Here is a 23,823-nt window from a genome sequence, read left to right as displayed (position 1 = left end):
GGCAGGGGGCGGTCGGGTGCAACGGCGCGGGGCTCGTTCCTCAGGGGGCTCTTACCGGTGCCTTAAGCGGACCCTAAGGATCGGCGCCAGGGGGCCCAAGGCCTCGGAACGAGCGCTTCCGGTGGCTAGCTTGGGCGAGCCAGGGAGGGCCGGAGGCGGCGTCGTCACCCCGTGACGGGGACGGCGCCGCACCGCCCGTAGCAACCCGTACGCCCCGCTCAGAGGAGTTCTGCCCATGCCCGCACGCCGCCCGCACGCCGCCACCCGCACCGCCGCCCGGATCGCCGCCCTCGGCCTCGCCCCGCTCGCGGTGGCCGCGTACGCCGCAGCGCCCGCCGCGGCGCACGGCTCGATGACGGACCCGGTCAGCCGGGTGGCCGCGTGCTACGCGGAAGGGCCGGAGTCACCCAAGTCGGCGGCGTGCAAGGCGGCCGTCGCGGCGAGCGGCGCGCAGGCCTTCTACGACTGGAACGCGGTGAACATCGCCAACGCGGCGGGCCAGAGCAAGAAGCTGATCCCGGACGGGCAGCTGTGCTCGGCGGGCAACAGCAAGTACAAGGGGCTGGACCTGCCCCGCGCCGACTGGCCGGCCAGCCCGATGGCGGCCGGCGCCCACACCTTCCGCTACAAGGGCACCGCCCCGCACAAGGGTTCCTTCGAGCTGTACGTCACGAAGGACTCGTACGACCCGACGAAGCCGCTGAAGTGGTCCGACCTGGAGGCGACGCCGTTCGCGAAGGTCAGCGACCCGGGCATGCAGAGCGGTGACTACGTCTTCTCCGGCACCGTCCCGAAGAAGACCGGCCGCCACCTCATCTACAGCGTCTGGCAGCGTTCGGACAGCCCCGAGGCCTTCTACACCTGCTCCGACGTGGTCTTCGGCAAGGACACCGGGGGCAAGGGGGGCGACACGGGCGGCAGCACCCCGCCCACCACCGTGCCCGGCACGGACCCCGTGCGGTCCGCGAGCCCGGCCGGGCCGGCCGACGGATCCGCCGCGCCCGGCGCCGGCTCGGGGAGCGGGTCGACGACCGGGCCGAAGGCTCCCACGGACCAGCAGATCGCGGACGGCGCGGGCAAGTCCACGGTCGAGCACGCCGGGCACGGGGACAACGACCCGAAGACCAACGGCTCTTCGGCCGCTCCGGTCGCGGCCGGCTCCCCGGCGGCGGGCAACCTCGCCGAGACCGGCGGGGACGACTCGACCCCTATGATCGCGATCGCCGGCGCGGGCACCCTCGCGGTGGGCGCGGCCGTGCTCTTCGGGGTGGCCCGTCGCCGGGCCACCACCGGTCGTCACGGCCGCTGACGCCCAGCCCGCCCCAGCCCGCCCCGGACCGCCCGTGCGTCAGTCGAAGACCGACGCGCAGGTGGTCCGTCGCGCGTTCTGCGGGTCGAGCGCGTTGGCCGCCTCGTGCCAGGCGATCCGGTCGGTGAGGCCGATCGCGACGTGCTCCGAGAGGTCGACCGCGCACAGGTCCTGGAGCAGCACGTTGTGGACGTTCGGGCCGTCGAGGAACTGGGTGCGGTAGGGGGTGACCACCTCGTCGAAGCGGGTCGTGATGACGGTGTAGGCCACCCCCGGCACGGTGTCGCCGCCCGCGTTCAGCTTGGTCAGGAAGGGCGAGCCGGCGATCTGGTCGGCGAGCCCCGGGGTGGTCGAGTTGATCAGGTCCCCGGCGCCGGGGAAGTAGGGCAGCAGCTTGGTCAGGCCGAGCAGGGTGGTCCCGTGGTTGTCGGGGGCGATCCCGACCAGCGCGTTGACCTTGGCCGCGCCGCCGAGGAACTTCAGGTAGTAGTTCGGCATCATGCCGCCCTGCGAGTGCCCGACGATGTCGGTCTTCGCCGCGCCGGTGGAGGTGAGCACCTTGTCGACGAAGACGTCGAGCTGGCCGGCGGACTTGTCGATGGGACCGAGCCCGTTGAAGAGGGGCACCCCGGGCAGCTGGCCGTAGTCGAGGGAGTAGACGCAGTACCCGCGGTCCACGAGGTACGGGGCGAAGCCGAGCCAGTTGTCGACGGAGTTGCCGAAGGTGCCGTGGACCAGCACCACGGGGCGCGGGTGCGCGGCGGACGGCTTGCAGGACCAGTTGTTCCATCCGCTGTGGGGGGCGGAGGCGGCCTCCGCCGACCCGGTGGGGACCAGGGCGGCGGCGGCGAGGGCCAGGACGGCCAGGGGGCGGAGCAGGCGTCGTCTCCAGGGCAGCATCGAGTGATCTCCTAGGGGGATCCGCGCAGCGCGAACTGGGCGGGCAAGGGGAGGTACGGCGGGGGGAAGTCCCGTGATCCGGATCACATGGAGGTGCTGCTGCCGCCAAATTACGGGCGGGTAGCAAGACTTGGAAGTTACGCGTCAGTAAAGAATGCGTGTCGCGCGGCGAATCGGTTCGCCTATGGCGTACGGGCGTTCTACGGGGCAGTACATGAGCGGGTCGGCCGCGGTGGCCGTCATGCCGCCAGGCTGCCGCGGGCGATGGCGGCCGGCCCGAACCGCGCCCGGATCCGGTCCGTGACCGCCTCCAGCCGCCGGGCCTTCTCGTCCTCGGGGTCGAAGGTCAGCTGGCGGGCGGCCCGGTCGGTCGGGGTCAGCTCCTCGGCGCGCAGGGAGAGCGACCGGACCCGCGCCCGCTGGAGCCCCAGGGCCGCGTGCACGGCGTAGGCCGTGGCGGTCAGGGCGGCCGAGTGGGCGGTGGCCTCGGGCAGCACCCGGGTCCGGGTCAGGGTGGTCCGGTCGGCGCAGCGCACGGTGAGGGAGAGGGCGCGGCAGACCTGGTCACCGGCGCGCAGCCGGGCGCCGAGCTCCTCGGCGAGGGAGAGCAGGGCGCGCCGGTGGCGTACGGGATCCAGCTCGTCCCGGTCGAAGGGGCGCTCGGCGGCCAGTGACCGCGCGGCCGCGCCGGGCAGCACCGGGGTCCGGTCGATGCCGTGGGCCCGCTCGTACACCTCGCGCCCGACCCGGGGTCCCAGGATCCGCCGCAGGGTCGCGGGCGGGGCGGCGGCGACCCGGCCGACGGTGTCGAGGCCGTAGGAGCAGAGGGTCCGGGCGGCCCCCCGGCCCACCCCGGTCAGGGTCGCGACGGGCCGGCCGGCCAGGAACTCCCGTACGGCGGCGGGCTCGTCCGGGACCACCAGGGTGCGCCCGGGGCCGGCTCCGCGGGCCGCCATCGCGGCCAGCATCGGGTTCCCGGCGGCGCCGATGGCGCACTCGACCCCGTACAGGGCGAGGGCGCGCACCCGGATCACCGCGGCCAGGTCCGCCGCGTCCCGCCCGAAGTAGCGCAGCGCGCCCCGGAGGTCGGCGAGGGCGCCGTCGGGCGGGAGCGGCTGGACCACCGGGGTGAGGGCCCCGAGCAGGGCGAGCAGGCCGGCGTGGGTGTCCGCGTCCAGCGGGCCGCCGTCGACCCCGCGAAAGCGCAGGCACAGCACCGGCGCGGCGCCCCCGCCGCGCACGGCCGCGCCCGGGCCCGCCTCCGACCCCGCGCTCATCCCGCGCTCCCCGGGCTGGAGTGCCAGAGCTTGCGGCCCGTGGCGGGGCCGGTGCCCGGCGGCTGGAGGTCGGCCCAGGGGTTCAGCTCGTACCCCGTCGCCAGTCGGATGGTCCGGCCCGGGGCCGGCGCCGCGGCGGCCCCGGCCCCCGGCGCGGCCCGCTCCGGCGGCGCGGCCGGCGCGGCCGGTTCCGCCAGTCGGGCCGCGACCGCCTCCAGGCCGCCCGTGGCCCGCAGTTCGGCCAGCTCGGCCAGGTTCCAGGCGGCCGCGCCGACCACGCTCAGGCTCTGCGGGCCGCGCCGCTGGACCACCCCGCGCACCAGCAGCAGGAAGGAGTGGAAGACGGTGTGCGCGCACGCCGCGTGGCTGTCGTCGAAGAAGGCGAGGTCGACCAGGCCGCTGCCGTCGTCCAGGGTGGTGAAGATGACCCGCTTGCCGGAGCGGATCGGCGGGGTCTGGGTGGCCGCCTTGGCACCCGCGACCAGGACGGTCCGGCCGTGGGCGGCCGTGCGCAGGGCGCGGGCCGTGACCACTCCCAGCTCCGCCAGGAAGGCGCGGTGGTCCCCCATCAGGTGGCGGGAGGCGTCCATGCCCAGCACGCCGAGTTCGGCGCTGAGCCGCTCGGCGTCGTCCAGGTCGGGCAGGCCGACGGAGGCGGTGGACCGCCCGCCGTCCAGCGGGAGTTGGGGTCCGCGCGCCCCCTTCGCCCGCTGCGCGCCGTGCAGTTCGGACAGGTGCAGCAGCAGGTCGCGGCGGTTGGCACCGAAGGCATCCAACGCGCCGACCTGCGCGAGCCGTTCGGCCACCGGCCGGCTCGGTCGGGCCCGGTCCCAGAAGTCGCGCAGGGAGCCGTAGGGCTGCCCGGTCTCGATCCGCGCGGCTTCGCTCTCGCTGATGCCGTGCACGTCGAGGAGCGCGAGCCGCAGCCCCCAGCGCTGCGCGCCGCCGGTCGGACCGTCGGACACCAGTTCGATGCGGTGGGTGACCGCGGACCGGTTCACGTCCAGCGGCAGCACCGGCACCCCGCGCCGCCGCGCGTCCGCGAGCAGCAGCCGCTTGGGGTACATGCCGGGGTCGTGGGTGAGCAGCCCGGCGTAGAAGGCGGCCGGGTGGTGCGCCTTGAGCCAGGCGGACTGGTAGGTCGGCACCGCGAAGGCCACCGCGTGCGCCTTGCAGAAGCCGTACGAGCCGAAGGCCGCGACGATCTCCCAGGTCCGGGCGATCACCTCGGGCGCGTAGCCGAACTCGGCGGCCCGGGCCGCGAACCAGACCTTGATCCGGGCCTGCGAATCCGGGTCGGACAGCCCGCGCCGCACCCGGTCGGCCTCGTCCCGCCCGCAGCGGGTCATGATGTCGACGATCTCGATGATCTGCTCGTGGAAGACGACGACCCCGTAGGTCTCGCGCAGCGGCGGCTCCAGGTCCTCGTGCGGGAAGCGGACCGGCGCCCGCCCGTGCCGGGCCTCGATGAAGGGGCGCACCATGTCGGCGGCGACCGGGCCGGGGCGGAAGAGCGAGATGTCCACGACGAGGTCGTGGAAGGTGGCGGGCTGGAGCCGTCCCACCAGGTCGCGCTGGCCGGGCGATTCGATCTGGAAGCAGCCCAACGTCTCGGCGGAGCGGATCAGTTCGTACGTCGCCCCGTCGCCCGGCGGCACCTGCGCCGGGTCGTCCAGGTCCAGCTCCCGCCCCGTACCGCGGCGGATCTCGGCGACGGCGTGCGCCATCGCCGACTGCATCCGCACCCCGAGCACGTCGAGCTTGAGCAGCCCGAGTTCCTCCACGTCCTCCTTGTCGAACTGGGACATCGGCAGCGGGGCGCTCCCCTGGCCCGCGGCGCCCAGCGGGACCTCGCCGCTGGTGGGGACCACCGGCGTGCGCGCGAGCAGCGAGGCGTCGGAGAGCAGCACTCCGCACGGGTGCATGGCGACCCCGCGCGGCAGCGCGTCCAGTGCCTCGACCAGCTCCCAGAACAGCCCGTGCGTCCCGCCCCGCTCCTGCCGTTCGCGCACGTCGCGCAGCTCGGGCAGCTCGGCGAGGGCCGCGCGGGCGTCGCGGGCCCGGACGTGCGGGAAGGCCTTGGCGAGCCGGTCGGTCTCGGCGGGGTCCATGGACAGGGCGGCGCCCACGTCGCGGATGGCGTGGCGGACCCGGTAGGTCTCGGGCATGGCGACGGTGGCGACCCGTTCGGTGCCGAAGCGGTCGATGATCGCGCGGTAGACCTCCAGGCGGCGCGCGGACTCCACGTCGATGTCGATGTCGGGCAGGACCCGGCGGCGCTTGGACAGGAAGCGCTCCATCAGCAGCCCGTGCTCGACCGGGTCGGCGTGCGCGATGCCGAGGAGGTGGTTGACCAGCGAGCCCGCCCCGGAGCCGCGCGCGGCCACCCTGATGCCCATGTCCCGTACGTCGTCCACCACTTGAGCGACCGTCAGGAAGTACGAGGCGAAGCCGTGGTGGGCGATGATGTCCAGCTCGTGGCGCACCCGCTCCTGGTACACCGGGTCGTCCGCGTGCCCGCGCAGCACCATGCCCGCCGCGCAGCGTGAGGCGAGCACCCGCTGCGCGGTGCGGTGGGCGGCGCCGACGAGCCGGGGCTCGGGGAAGTGCACCTCGCCGATGCCGAGGTCGTCCGCGGGGTCGACCACGCAGGCTTCGGCGGTGGCACGGGTCTCGGCCAGCAGGGCACGGGCGCCGGAGGGGCCCAGACCGGCCGCGAGCGCGATGCGGTCGGCGGCCTCGGCCATGGCGGCGGGATCCTTGAGCCAGCGCTCCCCGCTGTCGAGGCCGCGTCGGGGGTCGACCGGGACGAGCCGGCGGGCCGCGTCCAGGACGTCGGCGACCCGGCCCTGGCCCTGGTCGGCGTAGCGCACGGCATTGCTGAGCACGACCCGCACGCCCTGGTCGGCGGCGAAGCCGACGGTACGGGCGGCGAGGCGCAGCGAGCCGGGGCCGGTGCCCGGTCGGGCGCCGGCGCGGCCGTGGTCCACGGCCTCCAGGCGCAGGTCGTCGCCGTAGCGCTCGCGCCAGGGGGCGAGCAGCCGGGCGGCCCGGTCGGGGCGGCCCGCGGCGAGCGCGCGGCCCACCTCGGAGTCGGGGCCGAGCAGGACGTACACGCCGCCCGCGCCGTGCAGGGCGTCCCAGGGCAGCAGCGGGGAGCCCCCGCCGCCGCCCCGGGGGCGGGCGTGGGCGGCGCTGATCATCCGGCACAGCTCGGCCCAGCCCGCGGCCCCGTCCCGGGCGAGGAAGAGCGCCCGGGTGGCGGATTCGTCGATGAAGGCTCCCCCTTTGACGGGGGTGACGGGCGTGCGGAGCCGGTGCGAGAGCTGGCCGCCGCGGCCGGAGGCGGGACGGGGGCCGGTGGCGCCGGTGGCCGAGCCGGTGACGGGGGCCGGGGCCACCGCCAGTCCGACGCCGAAGAGCGGCCGGATCCCGGCCTTCTCGCACGCCTTCAGGAACCGCACCGCACCCGCGAGGGTGTCGCGGTCGGTGAGCGCGAGGGCGTCCATGCCCCGCTCCGCGGCGCGCTCCGCCAGCCGCTCGGGGTGCGAGGCGCCGTAGCGCGCGGAGAACCCCGAAACGGTGTGCAGATGCGTGAAACCAGGCATCCGCGGCCTCCTGCTTCGCTCGTTGCGCCCGACACTCCTTCATCCTCCCCGTCTCCACCATAGAGCAATTCGAATGTTCGTGCGAAACACCTGTTCGACCACTCGGGTGGGGCCCGCCCCGCCCCGTTCATCCGTTCGGCCCACCCCTGCTGCGCCCGGTCCCCACCCGGTCGAGCGTGAAGGCATGAACCGGCCCACCGATACCGCAGCAGGCCCCTCGGGCAGCGCCACCGGCCCCTCCGGCGGCTTCCTCGCCGAGGTCAAGGACGCCGTGACCACCCGGGCAGCCCTGCTGGTCCTGGGGGTGTTGGCGCTCCAGCTCGCCTTCATCACCTCCTACATCGGCGCCTTCCACCACCCCGAGCCGAGCGAGATCCCGCTGGCGGTCACCACCCCGGTCGCCCAGCTCACCGAGCGGTCCGTGAAGCAGCTCGGGGAGCTGCCCGGCAAGCCGCTGGACCCCCGCGCGGTCAAGGACGAGGCCACCGCCCTGCGCCAGATCAAGAACCGGGAGGTGGACGGCGCCCTGATCGTCGACCCCGGCGGCACCACCGACCGGCTGCTCGTCGCGGGCGGCTCCGGGGCGGCGCTCTCCCAGGCCCTCGAACAGGTCGTCGGCCTGACCGAGAAGGCCCAGGGCCGCACGGTCCGGGTCGTCGACGTGGCCCCCTCCGCCGCGGGCGACGGGCGCGGCCTCAGCTCCTTCTACCTCGTCGTCGGCTGGTGCGTGGGCGGCTACCTGTGCGCCGCGATCCTCGCGATCAGCGCCGGCGCACGGCCCGCCAACTCCGCCCGCGCGGTCATCCGGCTCGGTGCGCTGCTGCTGTACTCCCTCGCCGCCGGACTGCTCGGCGCGGTGATCGCGGGCCCCGTCCTGGACGCGCTGCCCGGCAGCATCCTCGGCCTCTGGGGGCTGGGCACGCTGGTCGTCTTCGCGGTCGGCGCGATCACCCTGGCCTTCCAGGGGCTGGCGGGCGTCGTCGGCATCGGTCTGGCGATCCTGCTGGTGGTCGTCCTCGGCAACCCGAGCGCGGGCGGCGCCTATCCGTACCCGCTGCTGCCGCCGTTCTGGAAGGCCATCGGCCCCGCCCTGCCACCGGGCGCGGGCACCTACGCCGCCCGTTCCATCGCGTACTTCAAGGGCAATGACCTGGCCCCCTCGATGCTGGTCCTGGCGGGCTGGGCCGTGCTCGGCTCCGCCGTGACCCTGGCCTGCGCGATCTTCCACAAGGGGCGCCCGGGAGCGGCCGTGGGCAGCGGGCTGCCCGACCCCGACGAGGAGGCCGCCCGGTGAACGACCCCGTGAACGGCCCGGCGAACGGCCCGGCGCACGACCCGGCCGGCCGCGCCCTGTGGAACCGCCAGGGGCCGGTGGCCCAGTCCGCCTCCGTCAAGCGGATGGAGCCGAGCGCCCAGGCGCAGCTGGGAGCGCTCGGCCTCACCGGCTTCATCGTGGTCACCACCATCGCCACCGGCATCGACGCGGGCGTCTTCCCCGAGAAGCTCGCCCACTCCGTGCTGCCGCTGGTCGGCTTCTTCATCGGCGGGCTCGCCCAGCTGCTGGCCGGCCTCTTCCAGGCGCAGCGCGGCGACACCTGGCACGCCACCGTGTTCGGCGGCTTCGGCCTCTTCTGGATGGCCAAGGCCTGCCTGCTCCAGTGGGTGCTGCCCGCGACCGACCCCGCGCTGCGCGGGGACGTCAGCGGACTCTTCACCCTGCCCTGGGTGTTCGTGGTGTTCGTGCTGTGGCTCGGCAGTTGGCGGATCCACCTGGTGTTGCTGTCGACCTTCACCTGCGTGCTCGTCGTCTTCATCGCCATGACGGTCAACGGTTTCACCGGTGAGGTGATCTGGAACCGGATCACCGGCTGGGCGGGCCTGCTGGCCGCGCTCGGCGCCCTGTACCTGCTCGCCGGGCAGATCCTCGCGAGCACCTGGGGCCGCCCGGTGCTGCCCATGGGCCGTTTCCTGGCCCCCGAGGAGCACCCCGAGACGTGACCGGACGGGATGCGACGATCGAAGGATGATCACCACACTGGCCGTCGAGAACTACCGCTCCCTGCGCCGTCTGATCGTGCCGCTCGGCCGCCTCACCGTCGTGACGGGGGCCAACGGGACGGGCAAGTCCAGCCTCTACCGCTCCCTGCGGCTGCTCGCCGACTCCGCGCGCGGCGGCGCGGTCGCGGCGCTGGCCCGGGAGGGCGGGCTGCCCTCGACCCTGTGGGCGGGACCGGAGAAGACCGGGCGGGCGGTCCGCGAGGGGCGCTACGCCGTCCAGCCCACCGTCCGCTCCGAACCGGTGAGCCTGCGCCTGGGCTTCGCCGGGGACGAGTTCGGGTACGCCGTGGACTTCGGCCACCCGGCGCCCGTACCGGACTCCCTCTTCGGCCTGGACCCCGAGATCAAGCGGGAGTGCACCTGGGCCGGGCCGGTGCTGCGCCCCGCCGCCCTGCTCTCGGACCGTTCGGGGCCCGCCGTGCGCACCCGCACGGCGGACGGCGGCTGGCACCGCACCCAGGGCGCGCTGCGGCCGTACGACTCCATGCTGAGCGAGCTCGCGGACCCGCAGTTGGCGCCCGACCTGCTCGCCCTGCGCGAGCTGATCCGGTCCTGGCGGTTCTACGACCACGTCCGCACCGACGCGGCGGCCCCCGCCCGCACCCCGCGGATCGGCACGCGCACGCCCGTGCTCGGCGGCGACGGGTCCGACCTGCCCGCGGCGCTCCAGACCATCCGGGAGGTGGGCGACGCGGCGGCGCTGGACGAGGCCGTGGCGGCGGCCTTCCCGGGCACCCGGGTGGGGGTCCGGGAGCGGGACGGGCGCTTCGAGCTGGAGCTGCACCAGCACGGCCTGCTGCGCCCGCTGGGCGCCGCCGAACTCTCCGACGGCACCCTGCGCTACCTGCTGTGGACGGCGGCCCTGCTGACCCCCCGCCCGCCCGCGCTGATGGTCCTCAACGAGCCGGAGACCAGCCTGCACCCGGACCTGCTGGCCCCCCTGGCGGACCTGATCCTCACCGCGAGCCGGGAGACCCAGACGGTGGTGGTCACCCACGCCGATCCGCTGGCCGACGCGCTCGCCGCGGGCAGCCGCCACCACCGGGTGGACCTGCGGACGATCACCCTGTTCAAGGACTTCGGCCAGACGGAGGTGGCGGGCCGCGAGGGCCCGCTGGACGAGCCGCTCTGGTACTGGCCGCAGCGCTGACCCGATGCCGCGGACGCCCCGCTCGGGGGGTGTCGTACCCTCCGCTGTCATGGACATGAATCAAGCCGCGCGGGCCGGGAACACCGTCTCGCGCACCGCCCGGTTCGCCCACACCCCCGAGGCCGCCGACTACGGCCGGGCCCTGTGGCGGTTCACCCTGGGCACCTGGCCGGGCCGCACCGCCATGTCGGTGCTGCCCCTCGTGATCGGTGCCGCGGCGGGCGGCCTGCGCGTCGCGCTCTGGGGCCTCGGCACGTCCGGGTACGTCACGCTGGGCGTGACCCTCCTGATCGCCCCGCTCGGCATCCGGCAGTGGCACCGCAGGTTCCGGATGAACCGCCGGTACGAGGCCGACGCGGCCCGCGGCGCCCTGCGCACCACGCTCACCGAGGACGGCCTGACCACCGCCGGCTCGGCCGACGGCGACGGCGACGGGGGCGCCCCGGCGGACCAGGTCGACGACTGGCGCGCCTACCCCTGGTGGTTCGAGACGGACGAGCTGTTCGTCCTCACCGGGAGCCTGGAGCACTTCCTCGTGCTCCCCAAGCGCGGAGCGCTCTCCCCCGAGGACGTCGACCGGGCGCGCGCCCTGTTCACGGAGCACCTGCGGCGGATCTGACCCGCGCCCGCGCGTGCGGACGCGCGGGAGCCCGCCCGGGGCGTGACGCCCCGGGCGGGCTCTGCTCGTCCTGCGGCCGCTACTTCTTCTTGGCGGCCTTCGGGGCCTTGGCCGGGACGCCCTCGGTGGTGCCGTAGTACGCCTGGCGCATGAGCTGCTTCATGTCGCCGATCATCGGCATCCGCGGGTTGGCGGGGGCGCACTGGTCGGCGTAGGCGTTCATGGCCTGGGTCGGCAGGGCCTCGATGAAGGCCCGCTCGTCCACGCCCTCCTCGGCGAAGGAGGCGGGGATCCCGCACTTGGCGCGCAGTTCCTCGACGGCCCTGGCGTAGGACTCGACGCCCTCGGCCGGGGTGGCGGCCGCCAGGCCCAGCATCTTCGCGATCTCCTGGAACCGCTCGGGGGCCCGGTAGACCTCGGCCTTCGGCCACGGGGTGGCCTTGTGCGAGACCGTGCCGTTGTGCCGGATCACGTGCGGCAGGAGCAGCGCGTTGGTGCGGCCGTGGGCGACGTGGAAGGTGTTGCCCAGGGTGTGCGCCATGGCGTGGACCAGGCCGAGGAAGGCGTTGGCGAAGGCCATGCCCGCCACCGTGGAGGCGTTGTGCATCTTCTCGCGGGCCTCGGGGTCGTTGGGCCCGTCCAGGACGCAGCGTTCGAGGTTCTCGAAGATGAGCTTGATGGCCTGGAGGCACAGGCCGTCGGTGTAGTCGTTGGAGTAGGCGGAGACGTAGGCCTCGGTGGCGTGCGTCAGGGCGTCGAAGCCGGAGTCGGCGGTCACCGTGGCCGGCAGGCCCATCGGCAGGACCGGGTCGACGATGGCGACGTTCGGGGTCAGCGCGTAGTCGGCGAGCGGGTACTTCTGGGCCGCGGCCGGGTCGGAGATGACGGCGAAGGGGGTGACCTCGGAGCCGGTGCCGGAGGTGGTCGGGATGGCGACCATCTTGGCCTTCTCGCCGAGCGAGGGGAACGTGTAGGCGCGCTTGCGGACGTCGAAGAACTTCTCCTTCGTGTCGGCGAACTCGACCTCGGGGCGCTCGTACATCAGCCACATGATCTTCGCGGCGTCCATCGGCGAACCGCCGCCGAGGCCGATGATCGTGTCGGGCTCGAAGTCGCGCATCATCGCGGCGCCGGCCTGGACGGTCGACAGCTCCGGGTTGGGCTCGACGTTGTCGATGACCTGGATGGCGACCGAACCCTCGCGGGCCTGCAGGATGTCGGTGACCTTCTGCACGAAGCCCAGGGCGACCATCGTCTTGTCGGTGACGATCGAGACGCGGCTGATGCCGTCCATCTCACCCAGGTAGCGGATGGAGTTGCGCTCGAAGTAGATCTTCGGCGGGACCTTGAACCACTGCATGTTGTTGTTGCGCCGTCCGATCCGCTTGATGTTGATCAGGTTGACCGCGGTGACGTTGTTGGACACCGAGTTGTGGCCGTAGGAGCCGCAGCCGAGGGTCAGGGACGGCAGGAAGGCGTTGTAGACGTCGCCGATGCCGCCGAAGGTGGAGGGGGAGTTGGCGATGACGCGGATGGCCTTGACGCGCTTGCCGAACTCCTCGACGAGGGCCTCGTCCTCGGCGTGGATGGCGGCGCTGTGGCCCAGCCCGTGGAACTCGACCATGGCGGCGGCCAGTTCGAGGCCGTGCTCGGTGTCGTCGGCCTTCAGGGCGGCCAGGACCGGGGAGAGCTTCTCGCGGGTCAACGGCTCGTTCTCACCGACCTCGTTGCACTCGGCGAGCAGGATGGAGGTCTGCGGGGAGACCTCGAATCCGGCCTGTTCGGCGATCCACTGCGGCGACTTGCCGACGACCGCGGGGTTCAGCTTGGCGCCCGAGGCGTCGGCGGCGTAGGCGGTCGTGCCGAAGATGAACTGCTCCAGCTTCGTCTTCTCGGCGGCCGAGACGACGTGGGCGTCGAGCCGCTTGAACTCGGCCAGGCCCTTCTCGTAGATCTCCTGGTCGAGGATGACGGCCTGCTCGGAGGCGCAGATCATGCCGTTGTCGAAGGCCTTGGAGAGCACGATGTCGTGGACCGCCCGGGCCAGCTTGGCGCTCTTGTGGACGTACGCCGGGACGTTGCCCGCGCCGACGCCCAGAGCGGGCTTGCCGCAGGAGTAGGCGGCCTTGACCATCGCGTTGCCGCCGGTGGCCAGGATGGTGGAGACGCCCGGGTGGTTCATGAGGGCGCCGGTGGCCTCCATGGAGGGGGCGGTGACCCACTGCACGCAGTTCTCCGGAGCGCCCGCGGCGACGGCGGCGTCCCGCACGATGCGGGCGGCCTCGGCGGAACAGTTCTGCGCGGAGGGGTGGAAGGCGAAGATGATCGGGTTGCGGGTCTTCAGCGCGATCAGCGCCTTGAAGATCGTGGTCGAGGTCGGGTTGGTGACCGGGGTCATCGCGCAGACGACGCCGACGGGTTCGGCGATCTCGGTGATGCCGTTCAGCTCGTCGCGGCGGATGACGCCGGCGGTCTTCAGGCCGCGCATCGAGTTCACGACGTGCTCGCAGGCGAAGAGGTTCTTGACCGCCTTGTCCTCGAAGATGCCGCGGCCGGTCTCCTCGACCGCCAGCTCGGCCAGCTCTCCGTGGCTGCTCAGGGCCGCCAGGGAGGCCTTCTTGACTATGTGGTCGACCTGCTCCTGGTCGAAACCCTCGAACTGGTCGAGCGCCGTGAGCGCCCCCTGGACGAGCGCGTCCACCATCTCGTTGGCCTGCATGGCAGGACTCCTTCTTTGCGACCCGTTTTCCTGATGCCTCAATTCGACACCCAAAAGCGGAAGCAGTGGCGCCGAAAAAGCCCCCAGAGTGGGGGCCGAAGGGCCGTTCACCAGCGTTCACTCCCCCTCAACAAGGCATCTGACCTGCGGATATGTCAGGGGACCAAAGACCCCTGTGCGCTTGTGAAAACTTTCACAAGAATTTCGGAGAGAGTGCGCCCTACCGCACTCCTCCCCCAGCGAGCACAATCACCAGGACGGCTTCGCCGTCGACCGTGAGGGAGGGACGCGTGCACAATCGGGTGCGCACCGCGGACGGACGGCAGCTGATGGTGGAGCGCTTCGGCGACCCCCGCGGCAGACCGGTCTTCCTGCTGCACGGCACCCCGGGCAGCAGACTGGGCCCGGCCCCCCGGGGCATGGTGCTCTACCAGCGCCGGATCCAGATCATCGCCTACGACCGCCCCGGTTACGGGGACTCCGACCGGCTGCGCGGACGCTCGGTCGCCGACGCCGTCCAGGACGTGGCCACCATCGCCGACGCCCTCGGCCTGGAGCGGTTCGCCGTCGCCGGCCGCTCCGGCGGCGCCCCGCACGCCCTGGCCTGCGCGGCCCTCCTGCCCGAGCGGGTCACCCGGACGGCGGCCCTGGTCGGCCTCGCGCCCTGGGACGCGGACGGGCTCGACTGGTTCGACGGCATGACCGCCTCGAACGTGCGCGAGTACACCACCGCGTCGGCGGACCCCGAGGAGCTGGCGGCCCGGCTCACCCCGCGGGCCGCGGCCATCGGCAAGGACCCGGGGCGGCTGCTGGAGGAGCTGCGCATCGAACTCACCGACAACGACCGGATGATCGTCGCGGACGCCGGCCTGCGCTCGATGCTGCTGCGCAACTTCCGCGAGGGGCTGCGCAATTCGGCGGACGGCTGGATCGACGACGCCCTCGCGCTGTGCAGCCCCTGGGGGTTCGAGCCCGCCGACATCCGCTGCCCGGTCATGATCTGGCACGGCGAGCAGGACGTCTTCTCCCCCGTCGGCCACTCGCGCTGGCTCGCCGAGCGGATCCCCGGCGCCACCGCCACCATCGATCCCGAGGCGGCGCACTTCGCGGCCCTGCGCGCCCTGCCGCAGATCCTCACCTGGCTGCTGCGCGATCTCCCCGACCCGCCCGAACAGCACCAACGGCCTGCCTGACGGCGAACACGAGGGGGCCCGCGGGCGGCGGGCAAAGGAATTGCGTCACTCTTTCTATAGAACGCTTGACCTGGCGTCATGTCTCGGTTGCCAATAGGACGTGGACTAGTAAAGTCCACGCATGACACGAGCGTGACGCTCTTGTCAATCCCCCGCCCATTTCACATGGCCCCCTCAAGGACGGTGTCGTGAACACTTCCGCAACCCCCGCGACCAGCACGGTCAAGGCCCCCCGGGTCCCCCTCGCCCAGATCGACGTCCGCAGCGCGTCTTCCGCCGCCGCGCTCGGCCGCGTCCTGCGCCAGGAATCCGGTCGCACGGTTCAGGCACCGATCTTCAACTCTGCGCTCTGACCGAGAAGTAGGCGCTCTAGACTGGTGGAATGACCGGCCTGATCGCTTTTCGCGAGATCGTCCTCAAGGTTCACAGCAGATGCGATCTTGCTTGTGATCATTGCTATGTCTATGAACACGCAGATCAGAGCTGGCGAGCCCGGCCGAAAGTGATCTCCCCCGAGGTCATTTCCCATACCGCGTCGCGGCTCGCCGAACATGCCCGTGATCATGCACTCCCCTCCGTCACGGTGATTCTCCACGGAGGGGAACCCCTGCTGGCCGGACCCGAGCGACTGCGCCTGGTCTGCGAGGAATTCACCCGCGCCCTCGCCACGATCGCCGCGCTGGACCTGCGCATCCACACCAACGGCCTCCAGCTCAGCGCCCGGTACCTCGACCTCTTCGCCGAATTCGGCGTCCGGGTCGGCATCTCCCTGGACGGCGACCGCGCGGCCAACGACCGCCACCGCCGCTTCGCGGACGGCCGCACCAGCCACCCGCTCGTCCTCGCCGCCGTGGAGCTGCTCCGCTCGGCCCCCTACCGGCACCTCTACCAGGGCCTGCTCTGCACGGTGGACGTGGCCAACGACCCCGTCGCCGTGCTCGACGCCCTCGTCGACCTCGAACCCCCGCGCGTGGACTTCCTGCTCCCGCACGCCACCTGGCAGACGCCCCCGCCCCGCCCCGACGGCGCGCCCGACGCCTACGCCCGCTGGCTGCTGCGCGTCTTCGACCACTGGGACCGGCTCGGGCGGCCCGTGCCCGTACGCCTCTTCGAATCGCTCGCCAGCACCCTGCGCGGCGGCCCCAGCCTGACCGAGTCCCTGGGCCTGGCCCCGACCGACCTGGTGGTCGTGGAGACGGACGGGACCCTGGAGCAGGTGGACTCCCTCAAGAGCGCCTACGAGGGCGCAGCCGCCACCGGCTTCGACGTCTTCTCCCACACCTTCGACCAGGTCGCCGCCCACCCCGGGGTGCGCGCCCGGCAGCTCGGCCTGGCGGGCGTCAGCGACACGTGCCGCGCCTGCCCCGTCGTACGTTCGTGCGGCGGCGGGCTCTACACCCACCGCTACCGCCCCGGAACCGACTTCGCCAACCCCTCCGTCTACTGCGCCGACCTGCGGGAACTGATCGACGGGGTCGAGGGGCGCACCGCCGCCGAGGCGACCGCCGTCGAGCTGACCGACCCCGCGGAACTGGCGGCCTCCCAACACCAGTTGACCCGGGTGCTGCTCGCCCGGTTGCACGCCGAGCTGACCGAGTTCGCCCCCCGCGCGGGCGGCGGGGCCGCCTGGGCGCACGCCTGGGAGCTGCTGGGTGCGGTGGAGGGCGCGGGCGGGGCGGGTGCGCACGCGCTGGACGTCGTACTGGCGCACCCCTACACCCGGACCTGGGTGCTGGCGGCCCTGGACGCGGCGCAGGAGGGGCGCCCGGACGGGCCGGAGGCGGCGCTGCGGCTGGCCGCGCTGGCCGCCGCCGCCGTGCTGCGGGGCGGCCTGGACCTGCCCGCCGAGGTGGGCTACCGGGACGGCGAGGTGTACCTGCCGACGCTGGGGCTGCTGCGGCTCGGGGAGCCCGGCACGGACGGCCGCGCCTCGCTGCGGGCCACCGAGGACGGCTACGCGGCCCACGACGGCCGCTCCGGGCACCGCTTCGGCCCGGCCGCCGGGGACGCGCGCTGGCAGCCCGTACGGTCCTGGTCCCCGGGGCCGAAGGGCCCGGCCGTGGCGCTGGACGACCTGGACCCGTACCGCACCTGCTTCGCCCGCCCCCCGCGGCTGCGGCTGGGCGCCGGGGAGGCCGAGGAGTGGCGGGAGCGGCTGGGGGCGGCCTGGGCGCTGCTGCACCGGGCGGTGCCGGAGTTCGCGCGGGCGGCCGCGGCGGGGCTGACCACCCTGACCCCGCTGGCCGGCGGCCCGCGGGCGGTCGGCTGGGGCGAGGCGGGCCGGCACGGCCCCGGCGCCCTGGGCCTGCCCTACGCGGCCGGGGTCGGCGAGACCGCCCTGGCCCTGCTCACCGGGCAGCGCCGGGCCCGGCTGCGGGCGCTGACCGAGGTGGCCGACCTGTACGCGCTGGACGGGGCGTGGGAGCACCCCTCGCCCTGGCGGGAGCGGCCGGTTCCGGTGTCCCGGCTGCTGGCGGACGTGCACGAGCGGGTCGCGGTGGAGGCGTACCGGCGGGCCACCGAGCCGTACCACCCGGCGGGCACGGACCGGATCCACCGGGCGCTGGACCGGCTCGCGGGCGCGGCCGAGCTGACCAGTACCGGCAAGCGGCTGGTCGAGGAGCTGCGCTGGGAAGCCAAGGCGGTCGACGCGTGAGCGGCGGGCCGACCCCGCTCCTCGCCGCGCCCAGTACGGCCGCGCTCGCCGCGCGGCTGCGGCTGCTCGGGGTGCGGCCGGGGGGCCGGCTCCTGGTGCACGCCTCGCTGGGCGGCACCGGTCTGCGCGCCGAGCGGCTGCGGGCGGCCCTGGTGGAGGTGCTCGGCCCCCGGGGCACCCTGGTGGTGCCCGCCTTCACCACCTCCAACTCCCGTACCTCCACCAGCCACCTGGCCAGGACCGCGGGCATGAGCGGGGCCGAGCTGCGGGCCTTCCGGGCCCGGATGCCCGGCTTCGATCCGGCGCGCACCCCGAGCGAGGACATGGGCGTCTTCGCGGAGGCGGTGCGCACCGCGCCGGGGGCCGCGCGCAGCGGCCATCCGCAGACCTCTTTCGCGGTGCTGGGGCACGGTGCGCGGCGGTTCGCCGCCGGTCATCGGTTGGCCTGCCATTTAGGGGAGGATTCGCCGCTGGGAACGCTGTGCCGGGAGGGGGGGCAGGTACTCATGATCAATGTGGGATTTTCCGTTTGCAGCGCTTTCCATCTCGCGGAGTATCGAATTCCGAAGCCCCCCTTGCGCATGTACGCGTGTGTGGTGAAGGTGAACCTTCCGGGGCGGCGGCAGGGGGAGGAGTGGACGGCATACGAGGACGTCGCGCTCGACGACAGTGATTTCGCGGAGATCGGCCGGGACTTTCCCTCGTCCAAGATGCGCGAGGGGCAGCTGGGAGGGGCCTCGGTCAAGATCTTCGGGATTCGTGATGCCGTCGATCACGCCGTTACCTGGATGACCGAAAACAGACGCTGATTGACTGAACCATGAGGCGATGTGGCGGAGCAGCTCCGGAATGATGTTTCTTCGCTTCACATCTTCGGGACGGGGGTCGTGTGCCCGCATCAGTGCAGCCGTACTTTTTTCTCAGTTATGCGCATACGCCGAGGTTCGGGGCCGGGGGGCCCGACCCCGACATGTGGGTGGAGCGGCTTTTCCGTGACCTCTCCAGCCACGTCATGGCGCTCACTGACCTGCCCGCCGGGTCCGACGCCGGATTCATGGACCGGGAGATACGCAGCGGCGAGGGCTGGTCGGAACGGCTCGGCACGGCACTGGCCACCTGTCGGGTCTTCGTCCCGCTCTTCTCACCGCGCTACTTCGCCAGCGAGATGTGCGGAAAGGAATGGTTCGCCTTCGCGCACCGCACCATCCAGCGGACCGCGGTCAGCGGCGAACCGGCCGAGGCGATCGTGCCCGCGCTCTGGGTCCCCGTGCCACCCGCGCAGCTGCCCGGCCCGGCCGAGCGGCTCCAGTTCAACCACAACACCTTCGGCGAGCGCTACGTCACCGACGGGCTCTACGGGCTGATCAAACTGCGCGGCTACGCCGAACAGTACGAGCGGGCCGTCTACGAGCTGGCCAAGCGCATCGTGCGCGTCGCCGAATCCGTGCGCCTCGACATCAGCCGCCCCATGGACTACCGGGTGGTGCCCAGCGCCTTCGGCAGTCCGGGGGCCGCGGGCGGCCCCGGCAACGCGGCCCGCAGCCTGCACGTCACCGTGGCCGCCGCCACCCGGCACGACCTCCCGGAGGGCCGCAGCCCCGAGTACTACGGGGACACCGCACTGGACTGGAACCCGTACCACCCGGTCGCCCAGCGGCCGGTGGCCTACGTCGCCGAGGACCTGGTGCGCTCCCTCAACTACCAGACCACGATGGCCTCTTTCGACGACGAGGCCGGCCACTTCGACACCAAGCAGCCGCCGACCCGCCCCGAGATCCTGATCGTCGACCGCTGGGCCGTCGCCGACGACCTGCGCCGCCAGCGCCTGGCCGCCTTCGACCAGGACCCCCGGCCCTGGGTGAGCGTGGTCGTGCCGTGGAACCGCTACGACCACCAGAGCCGGGCCAGGGAAGCGGAGTTGACCGACCAGCTCGAAGACACCATGCCCGTGAAGATGGGTCAGGGCCGGATCGCCTGCCGGGCCGCCGCGAACGGCGTGGCCAACATGGAGACCCTCGGCCAGATCCTGCCGCAGGTGGTCGAGGCGGCCGCCCAGCAGTTCCTCAGACACGCCCAGGTCTATCCGCCCGCGGGCGGGGCGCACACCGAACGGCCGCGGCTGCTCGGCCCGATGGGCATGAACGGGCCACCGGCGCCGCCGCCCGCGCCCTTCCCGCCCGACACCGAACAGCACGACGCCCGGACCACCGGGCCGCACCCGGACGCCGACGGACCGACCAACCAAGCGGGGGACGCGGATGACAGCCAGTCGTGACGGACGGATCGTCACCTTCTACTCGTACAAGGGCGGTACCGGCCGCACCATGGCGCTGGCCAACACCGCCTGGATCCTCGCGGCCAACGGCAAGCGGGTCCTCGCCGTGGACTGGGACCTGGAGGCTCCCGGCCTGCACCGCTTCTTCCACCCGTTCCTGGACCCCTCCACCCTGGGGGCGACCACCGGGATCATCGACCTGATCAGCGAGTACGCCTGGGCCGCGACCAGCCCCGCGCAGCGCTCCGACGACTGGCACAAGGACTACGCGCGGATCCAGCCGCACGCCGTCTCCCTCACCCCCGAGACCCTCGGCTGGGAGTTCCCCGACGGCGGCACCCTGGACTTCGTCTCCGCGGGCCGGCAGAACCGCGAGTACTCCGCCACGGTCTCCACCTTCGACTGGGACAACTTCTACGACCGGCTCGGCGGCGGCCACTTCTTCGACGCGCTGCGCGACGACATGAAGCGCAACTACGACTACGTCCTGATCGACAGCCGCACCGGGCTGAGCGACATAGCCGACATCTGCACGGTCCACCTGCCCGACGTCCTGGTCGACTGCTTCACCCTCTCCGACCAGTCCATCGACGGCGCCGCCTCCGTCGCCCGGCAGATCGACGAACGGTTCAACGACCGGGGCATCAAGATCTACCCGGTCCCGATGCGCATCGACGAGGGCGAGAAGGAGAAGGCCGACGCGGGCCGCGCCCTGGCCCGGATCAAGTTCGACCGCTTCCCCAGCGGGCTGGGCGGCGACGAACTCACCGCCTACTGGGGCGCGGTGGAGATCCCGTACCGCCCGTACTACGCCTACGAGGAGACCCTGGCCACCTTCGGCGACGAGGCCGGGCTCACCAACTCCCTGCTCTCCGCCTTCGAACGGCTCACCACCGTGGTCACCGAGGGCGAGATCACCTCCATGCCCGCCATCGGCGAGGAGGTCCGGCTGCGCATCCGCGACGCCTTCACCCGGCGCCGCCCCGCCCTGCCCGCCGACCTGTTCCTGTCCTACGTCGCCGAGAACCGGATGTGGGCCGACTGGATCGAGTCGGTCCTCACCCGGGCCGGCTTCCGGGTGGTGCCCAAGGACGTCTCCGCCGAACGCCCGCCCGCGGCCGCGCCCGGCGACACCCTGGGCGCCGGGATCAGCGTCGACACCGCCGCCCGGACCGTCGTGCTGCTCTCCAGCGCCTACCTCAAGTCCGCCCGGGCCGTGGACGTGTGGGAGCGGGCGGCCGCCGAGGACCCGACCGGCGGGCGGCGCCAGCTGGTGCCGCTGCGCGTGGGCGACGTCCGCCTGAGCACCCCGTACATCGACCGCAATCCGGTGGACCTCTTCCGCCTCGACGAGGTGCACGCCACCACCGCCCTGCTGCGCGCGGTGGAGCGGCCCACCGCCCTCAACGACGGGATGACCAGCGCCACCGCGCCCGGCCCCCGCTTCCCGGGGACCGTCCCCAAGATCTGGAACGCGCCGCCGCGCAACCCCGGGTTCACCGGGCGCTCCATCGTGCTGGAGCGGATGCGCGACCAGCTCGGCGGAGGCGTGGCCGTGGTGCTGCCGCAGCCGCAGACCCTGTACGGGCTCGGCGGGGTCGGCAAGACCCAGGTCGCGCTGGAGTACGTCCACCGGTTCATGGCGGACTACGACCTGGTGTGGTGGATCTCCTCCGAGCAGACGGACGACGTGGTCGCGGCCCTCGCCGAGCTGGCCGTCCGGCTCGGCGCGCAGACGGGCGAGGACATGGCGGCCGCCTCCCAGGAGGCCATCGACCTGCTGCGGCGCGGGGTGCCCTCCCCGCGCTGGCTGCTCGTCTTCGACAACGCGGACGATCCGGAGACCCTCAAGCGGTTCTTCCCGCCGGGCGGTCCCGGGCACGTGCTGGTGACCTCCCGCAACCAGAGCTGGTCGCAGTACGGGGACGCGCTGCCGGTGGACGTCTTCCTGCGCGAGGAGTCCATCGAGCACCTCCAGCGGCGGGCCCCCGGGCTCACCAAGGACGACGCCGAGCAGGTCGCGATCGCGGTCGGCGACCTGCCGCTCGCCGTCGAGCAGGCCGGTGCGTGGATCGCGGAGACCGCGACGCCCGTCTCCGCGTACCTGGAGCAGCTCGCCCAGCAGGCGGCCCGGGTGCTGGCGCTCAACCAGCCGCCCGGCTATCCGGAGCCGGTCGCGGCCACCTGGAACGTCTCCATAGAACGGCTGCAGAGCCGCTCCCCCGCCGCCGTGCGGCTGCTCCAGCTCTGCGCCTTCTTCGCGCCCGAGCCGATCTCGGCGAACCTCCTCTACAGCAAGGAGATGATCGACGCCCTCAAGCCCTACGACTCCTCGCTCCAGGAGAAGCTGGTGCTGGGCCGGGTGATCCGCGAGATCGGCCGCTTCGCGATGGCCAAGGTCGACCAGGTCAGCAACAGCATCCAGGTGCACCGCCTGGTCCAGGCCGTGATCCGGGCCCAGTTGACCGAGGAGGAGCAGCGCGAGGCCCGGCACGCGGTGCACCGGATCCTGGCGGGCGCCCGGCCGGACGACGACGAGCCGATAGACAACCCGGAGACGTGGCCGCGGTTCAACACCATCTGGCCGCACCTGACCCCGTCCGAGGCCCGCTTCTGCAAGGAGCCGGAGACCCGGCGGCTGCTGATCGACCGGGTCCGCTACCTGTGGAAGCGGGGTGACTTCAAGGCGGCCTACCAGCTGGGCGAGGAGCTGCGCGAGACCTGGAAGGAGACCCTGGGCGGCGACGACCTGCAGTACCTGTACCTGCGCTTCCACCTGTCCAACATCCTGCGCTCGCAGGGGCGGTTCGTGGAGGCCAAGGAGCTGGACGAGGTCACCCTGGAGCGCCAGCGCACCGCGCTCGGCCCCTCGCACCCGCACACCTACATGACCACCAGCGGTCTGGCGATGGACCTGGGCACCCTCGGCCGCTACGGCGAGGCGATGGAGCTGGCGACGGCCGCGCACGAGGGCTTCAGCCAGATCTTCCACGAGTCGCACCCCCGGACCCTGGCGGCCGCGAACAACCTGGCGCTGAACCTGCGCATGGTCGGGCAGTACGCCCGGGCCCGCGAGATCGACCAGGAGGTCTTCGACCGGCGCACCGAGGTGCTCGGCCCGGACCACCCGTACACCCTCTCCTCGGCCCAGAGCCTGGCCCGCGACCTGCGGGAGGTGGGCCGCTACGACGACTCGGTGCAGCTGCTGAGCCGGACCTACGAGATCTACAAGCGGCAGTTGGGGCGCGCCTTCCCGGGCACCCTCGCCGCCGCGAAGTCGCTGGCCGTATCGCTGCGCCGGGCCGGCGAGTTGGAGGACGCGCGGCGGCTGACCACCGCCACCCGCAACCGCTACCGGGCCAAGTACACCTCGGTCAATCCGGACCTGCTGGCCTGCGAACTCAACCTGGCCGCCGACATGTTCGCCGTCGGGGACTCGGCGGGGGCGCGGGACCTGGCGCAGGAGGTCGTCGACGAGTACATGAAGGTGCCGGGCGAACGGCACCCGTACACGCTGGCCGCGCTCAACAACCTCGCCGTCTTCCACTGGGGTTCGGGAGCCGCGGAGACGGCCGAGACCATGCTGCGCCACGTGATCCGGCACATGCGCGAGGTGCTCGGCGACAACCACCCGCACACCATCTTCGCCCACCTGAACCTGGCGAACACGCTGGCCGACCTGGGCGATCCGGAGGGAGCGCTGGAGTTGGAGCGGATGGCGGTGATGCGGCTGCGCGAGGCGCTCGGCGCACACCACCCCGAAACCCTGGCGAGCGCCTCCAACATGGCGGTCAGCCTCGACTCGATGGGCCGCAAGGAGGAGGCCGCACGGGTCCGCACGGAAGCGGTGAACGAGCTGACGAGGCTCCTGGGCGAGGAACACGGCCTGACCCGCTACGCACGCGACGAGCGCCGGGTCCACCGCGACCTGGAGCCGCTGGCGGTGTGACCGCCCGCGGGCGGGGGGGGGGGGGGGGGGGGGGGGGGGGGGGGGGGGGGGGGGGAGGGGAAAAAGAGAAGGGGGGGGGGGGGGGGGGGGTGGGGAAGGGGGAGAGACTC

General features: G+C 73.1%; 15 protein-coding genes. 11 read left to right on the top strand and 4 right to left on the bottom strand.

Annotated elements, in window-relative coordinates; genetic code table 11:
• Positions 1-235: 235 nt before the first annotated feature.
• Entirely contained in the window at positions 236-1,309 is a 1,074-nt protein-coding gene (locus ACZ4UB_RS29575; RefSeq protein ID WP_468074810.1) for a lytic polysaccharide monooxygenase, read from the top strand.
• 39 nt (positions 1,310-1,348) lie between these two features.
• Here ACZ4UB_RS29575 and ACZ4UB_RS29570 read toward each other — a convergent pair whose 3' ends face one another.
• From ACZ4UB_RS29570 to ACZ4UB_RS29560, 3 genes are all read right to left on the bottom strand, one after another.
• A complete protein-coding gene (locus tag ACZ4UB_RS29570; protein WP_468074808.1) occupies positions 1,349-2,209 on the bottom strand; it encodes an esterase/lipase family protein in 861 nt (286 codons plus the stop codon).
• 239 nt (positions 2,210-2,448) lie between these two features.
• Complete coding sequence (locus ACZ4UB_RS29565) at positions 2,449-3,486, bottom strand: DNA polymerase Y family protein (RefSeq protein WP_468074806.1); 1,038 nt, start codon at positions 3,484-3,486, stop codon at positions 2,449-2,451.
• Positions 3,483-7,094, bottom strand: coding sequence for a DNA polymerase III subunit alpha (locus ACZ4UB_RS29560; RefSeq protein WP_468074804.1), 3,612 nt, complete (start codon positions 7,092-7,094; stop codon positions 3,483-3,485). The genes ACZ4UB_RS29565 and ACZ4UB_RS29560 overlap by 4 nt, the downstream gene beginning before the upstream one ends.
• Before the next feature lie 184 nt (positions 7,095-7,278).
• On the opposite strand from ACZ4UB_RS29560, the gene ACZ4UB_RS29555 reads away from it, so the two are divergent.
• From ACZ4UB_RS29555 to ACZ4UB_RS29540, 4 genes are read left to right on the top strand one after another with little or no spacing between them, the layout of a single operon-like run.
• Complete coding sequence (locus tag ACZ4UB_RS29555) at positions 7,279-8,388, top strand: DUF3533 domain-containing protein (protein WP_468074802.1); 1,110 nt, start codon at positions 7,279-7,281, stop codon at positions 8,386-8,388.
• Positions 8,385-9,092 (top strand): acetate uptake transporter, encoded by a 708-nt coding sequence (locus tag ACZ4UB_RS29550; RefSeq protein ID WP_354384375.1) that lies wholly within the window; start codon positions 8,385-8,387, stop codon positions 9,090-9,092. Before ACZ4UB_RS29555 ends, ACZ4UB_RS29550 begins: the two co-directional genes overlap by 4 nt.
• 25 nt (positions 9,093-9,117) lie before the next feature.
• Positions 9,118-10,302: an AAA family ATPase gene (locus tag ACZ4UB_RS29545; RefSeq protein ID WP_468074800.1), complete on the top strand. Its 1,185-nt coding sequence runs from the start codon at positions 9,118-9,120 to the stop codon at positions 10,300-10,302.
• Positions 10,303-10,351: 49 nt separating this feature from the next.
• Positions 10,352-10,921: a YcxB family protein gene (locus ACZ4UB_RS29540; protein ID WP_468074798.1), complete on the top strand. Its 570-nt coding sequence runs from the start codon at positions 10,352-10,354 to the stop codon at positions 10,919-10,921.
• Positions 10,922-11,000: 79 nt separating this feature from the next.
• Here the strand turns inward: ACZ4UB_RS29540 and adhE are convergent, their stop codons facing one another.
• On the bottom strand, positions 11,001-13,640 hold the full coding sequence (gene adhE, locus ACZ4UB_RS29535) for a bifunctional acetaldehyde-CoA/alcohol dehydrogenase (protein WP_468074796.1): 2,640 nt from the start codon (positions 13,638-13,640) through the stop codon (positions 11,001-11,003).
• 290 nt (positions 13,641-13,930) lie between these two features.
• On the opposite strand from adhE, the gene ACZ4UB_RS29530 reads away from it, so the two are divergent.
• The 6 genes from ACZ4UB_RS29530 (at position 13,931) to fxsT (ending at position 23,713) form a co-directional block, all read left to right on the top strand.
• Positions 13,931-14,833, top strand: a complete 903-nt coding sequence (locus tag ACZ4UB_RS29530) for an alpha/beta fold hydrolase (RefSeq protein ID WP_354384372.1) — start codon at positions 13,931-13,933, stop codon at positions 14,831-14,833.
• 188 nt (positions 14,834-15,021) lie between these two features.
• Positions 15,022-15,186, top strand: coding sequence for an FxSxx-COOH cyclophane-containing RiPP peptide (gene fxsA / locus ACZ4UB_RS29525; RefSeq protein ID WP_467962595.1), 165 nt, complete (start codon positions 15,022-15,024; stop codon positions 15,184-15,186).
• A gap of 29 nt (positions 15,187-15,215) precedes the next feature.
• On the top strand, positions 15,216-17,489 hold the full coding sequence (fxsBH, locus tag ACZ4UB_RS29520; protein ID WP_468074794.1) for a radical SAM/SPASM protein FxsBH, inactivated beta-hydroxylase extension form: 2,274 nt from the start codon (positions 15,216-15,218) through the stop codon (positions 17,487-17,489).
• Positions 17,486-18,298 carry an AAC(3) family N-acetyltransferase gene (locus ACZ4UB_RS29515; RefSeq protein WP_468074792.1) on the top strand — a complete coding sequence of 271 codons (813 nt, stop codon included), beginning with the start codon at positions 17,486-17,488 and terminating at the stop codon, positions 18,296-18,298. The genes fxsBH and ACZ4UB_RS29515 overlap by 4 nt, the downstream gene beginning before the upstream one ends.
• 80 nt (positions 18,299-18,378) lie before the next feature.
• A complete protein-coding gene (locus tag ACZ4UB_RS29510) occupies positions 18,379-19,764 on the top strand; it encodes a TIR-like protein FxsC (protein WP_468074790.1) in 1,386 nt (461 codons plus the stop codon).
• Positions 19,748-23,713 (top strand): FxSxx-COOH system tetratricopeptide repeat protein, encoded by a 3,966-nt coding sequence (gene fxsT, locus ACZ4UB_RS29505; RefSeq protein ID WP_468074788.1) that lies wholly within the window; start codon positions 19,748-19,750, stop codon positions 23,711-23,713. The genes ACZ4UB_RS29510 and fxsT overlap by 17 nt, the downstream gene beginning before the upstream one ends.
• Positions 23,714-23,823 lie beyond the last annotated feature (110 nt).

Source organism: Streptomyces sp. NPDC028419 (assembly GCF_055565515.1).
This window is presented reverse-complemented; position numbering and strand designations above follow the sequence as displayed.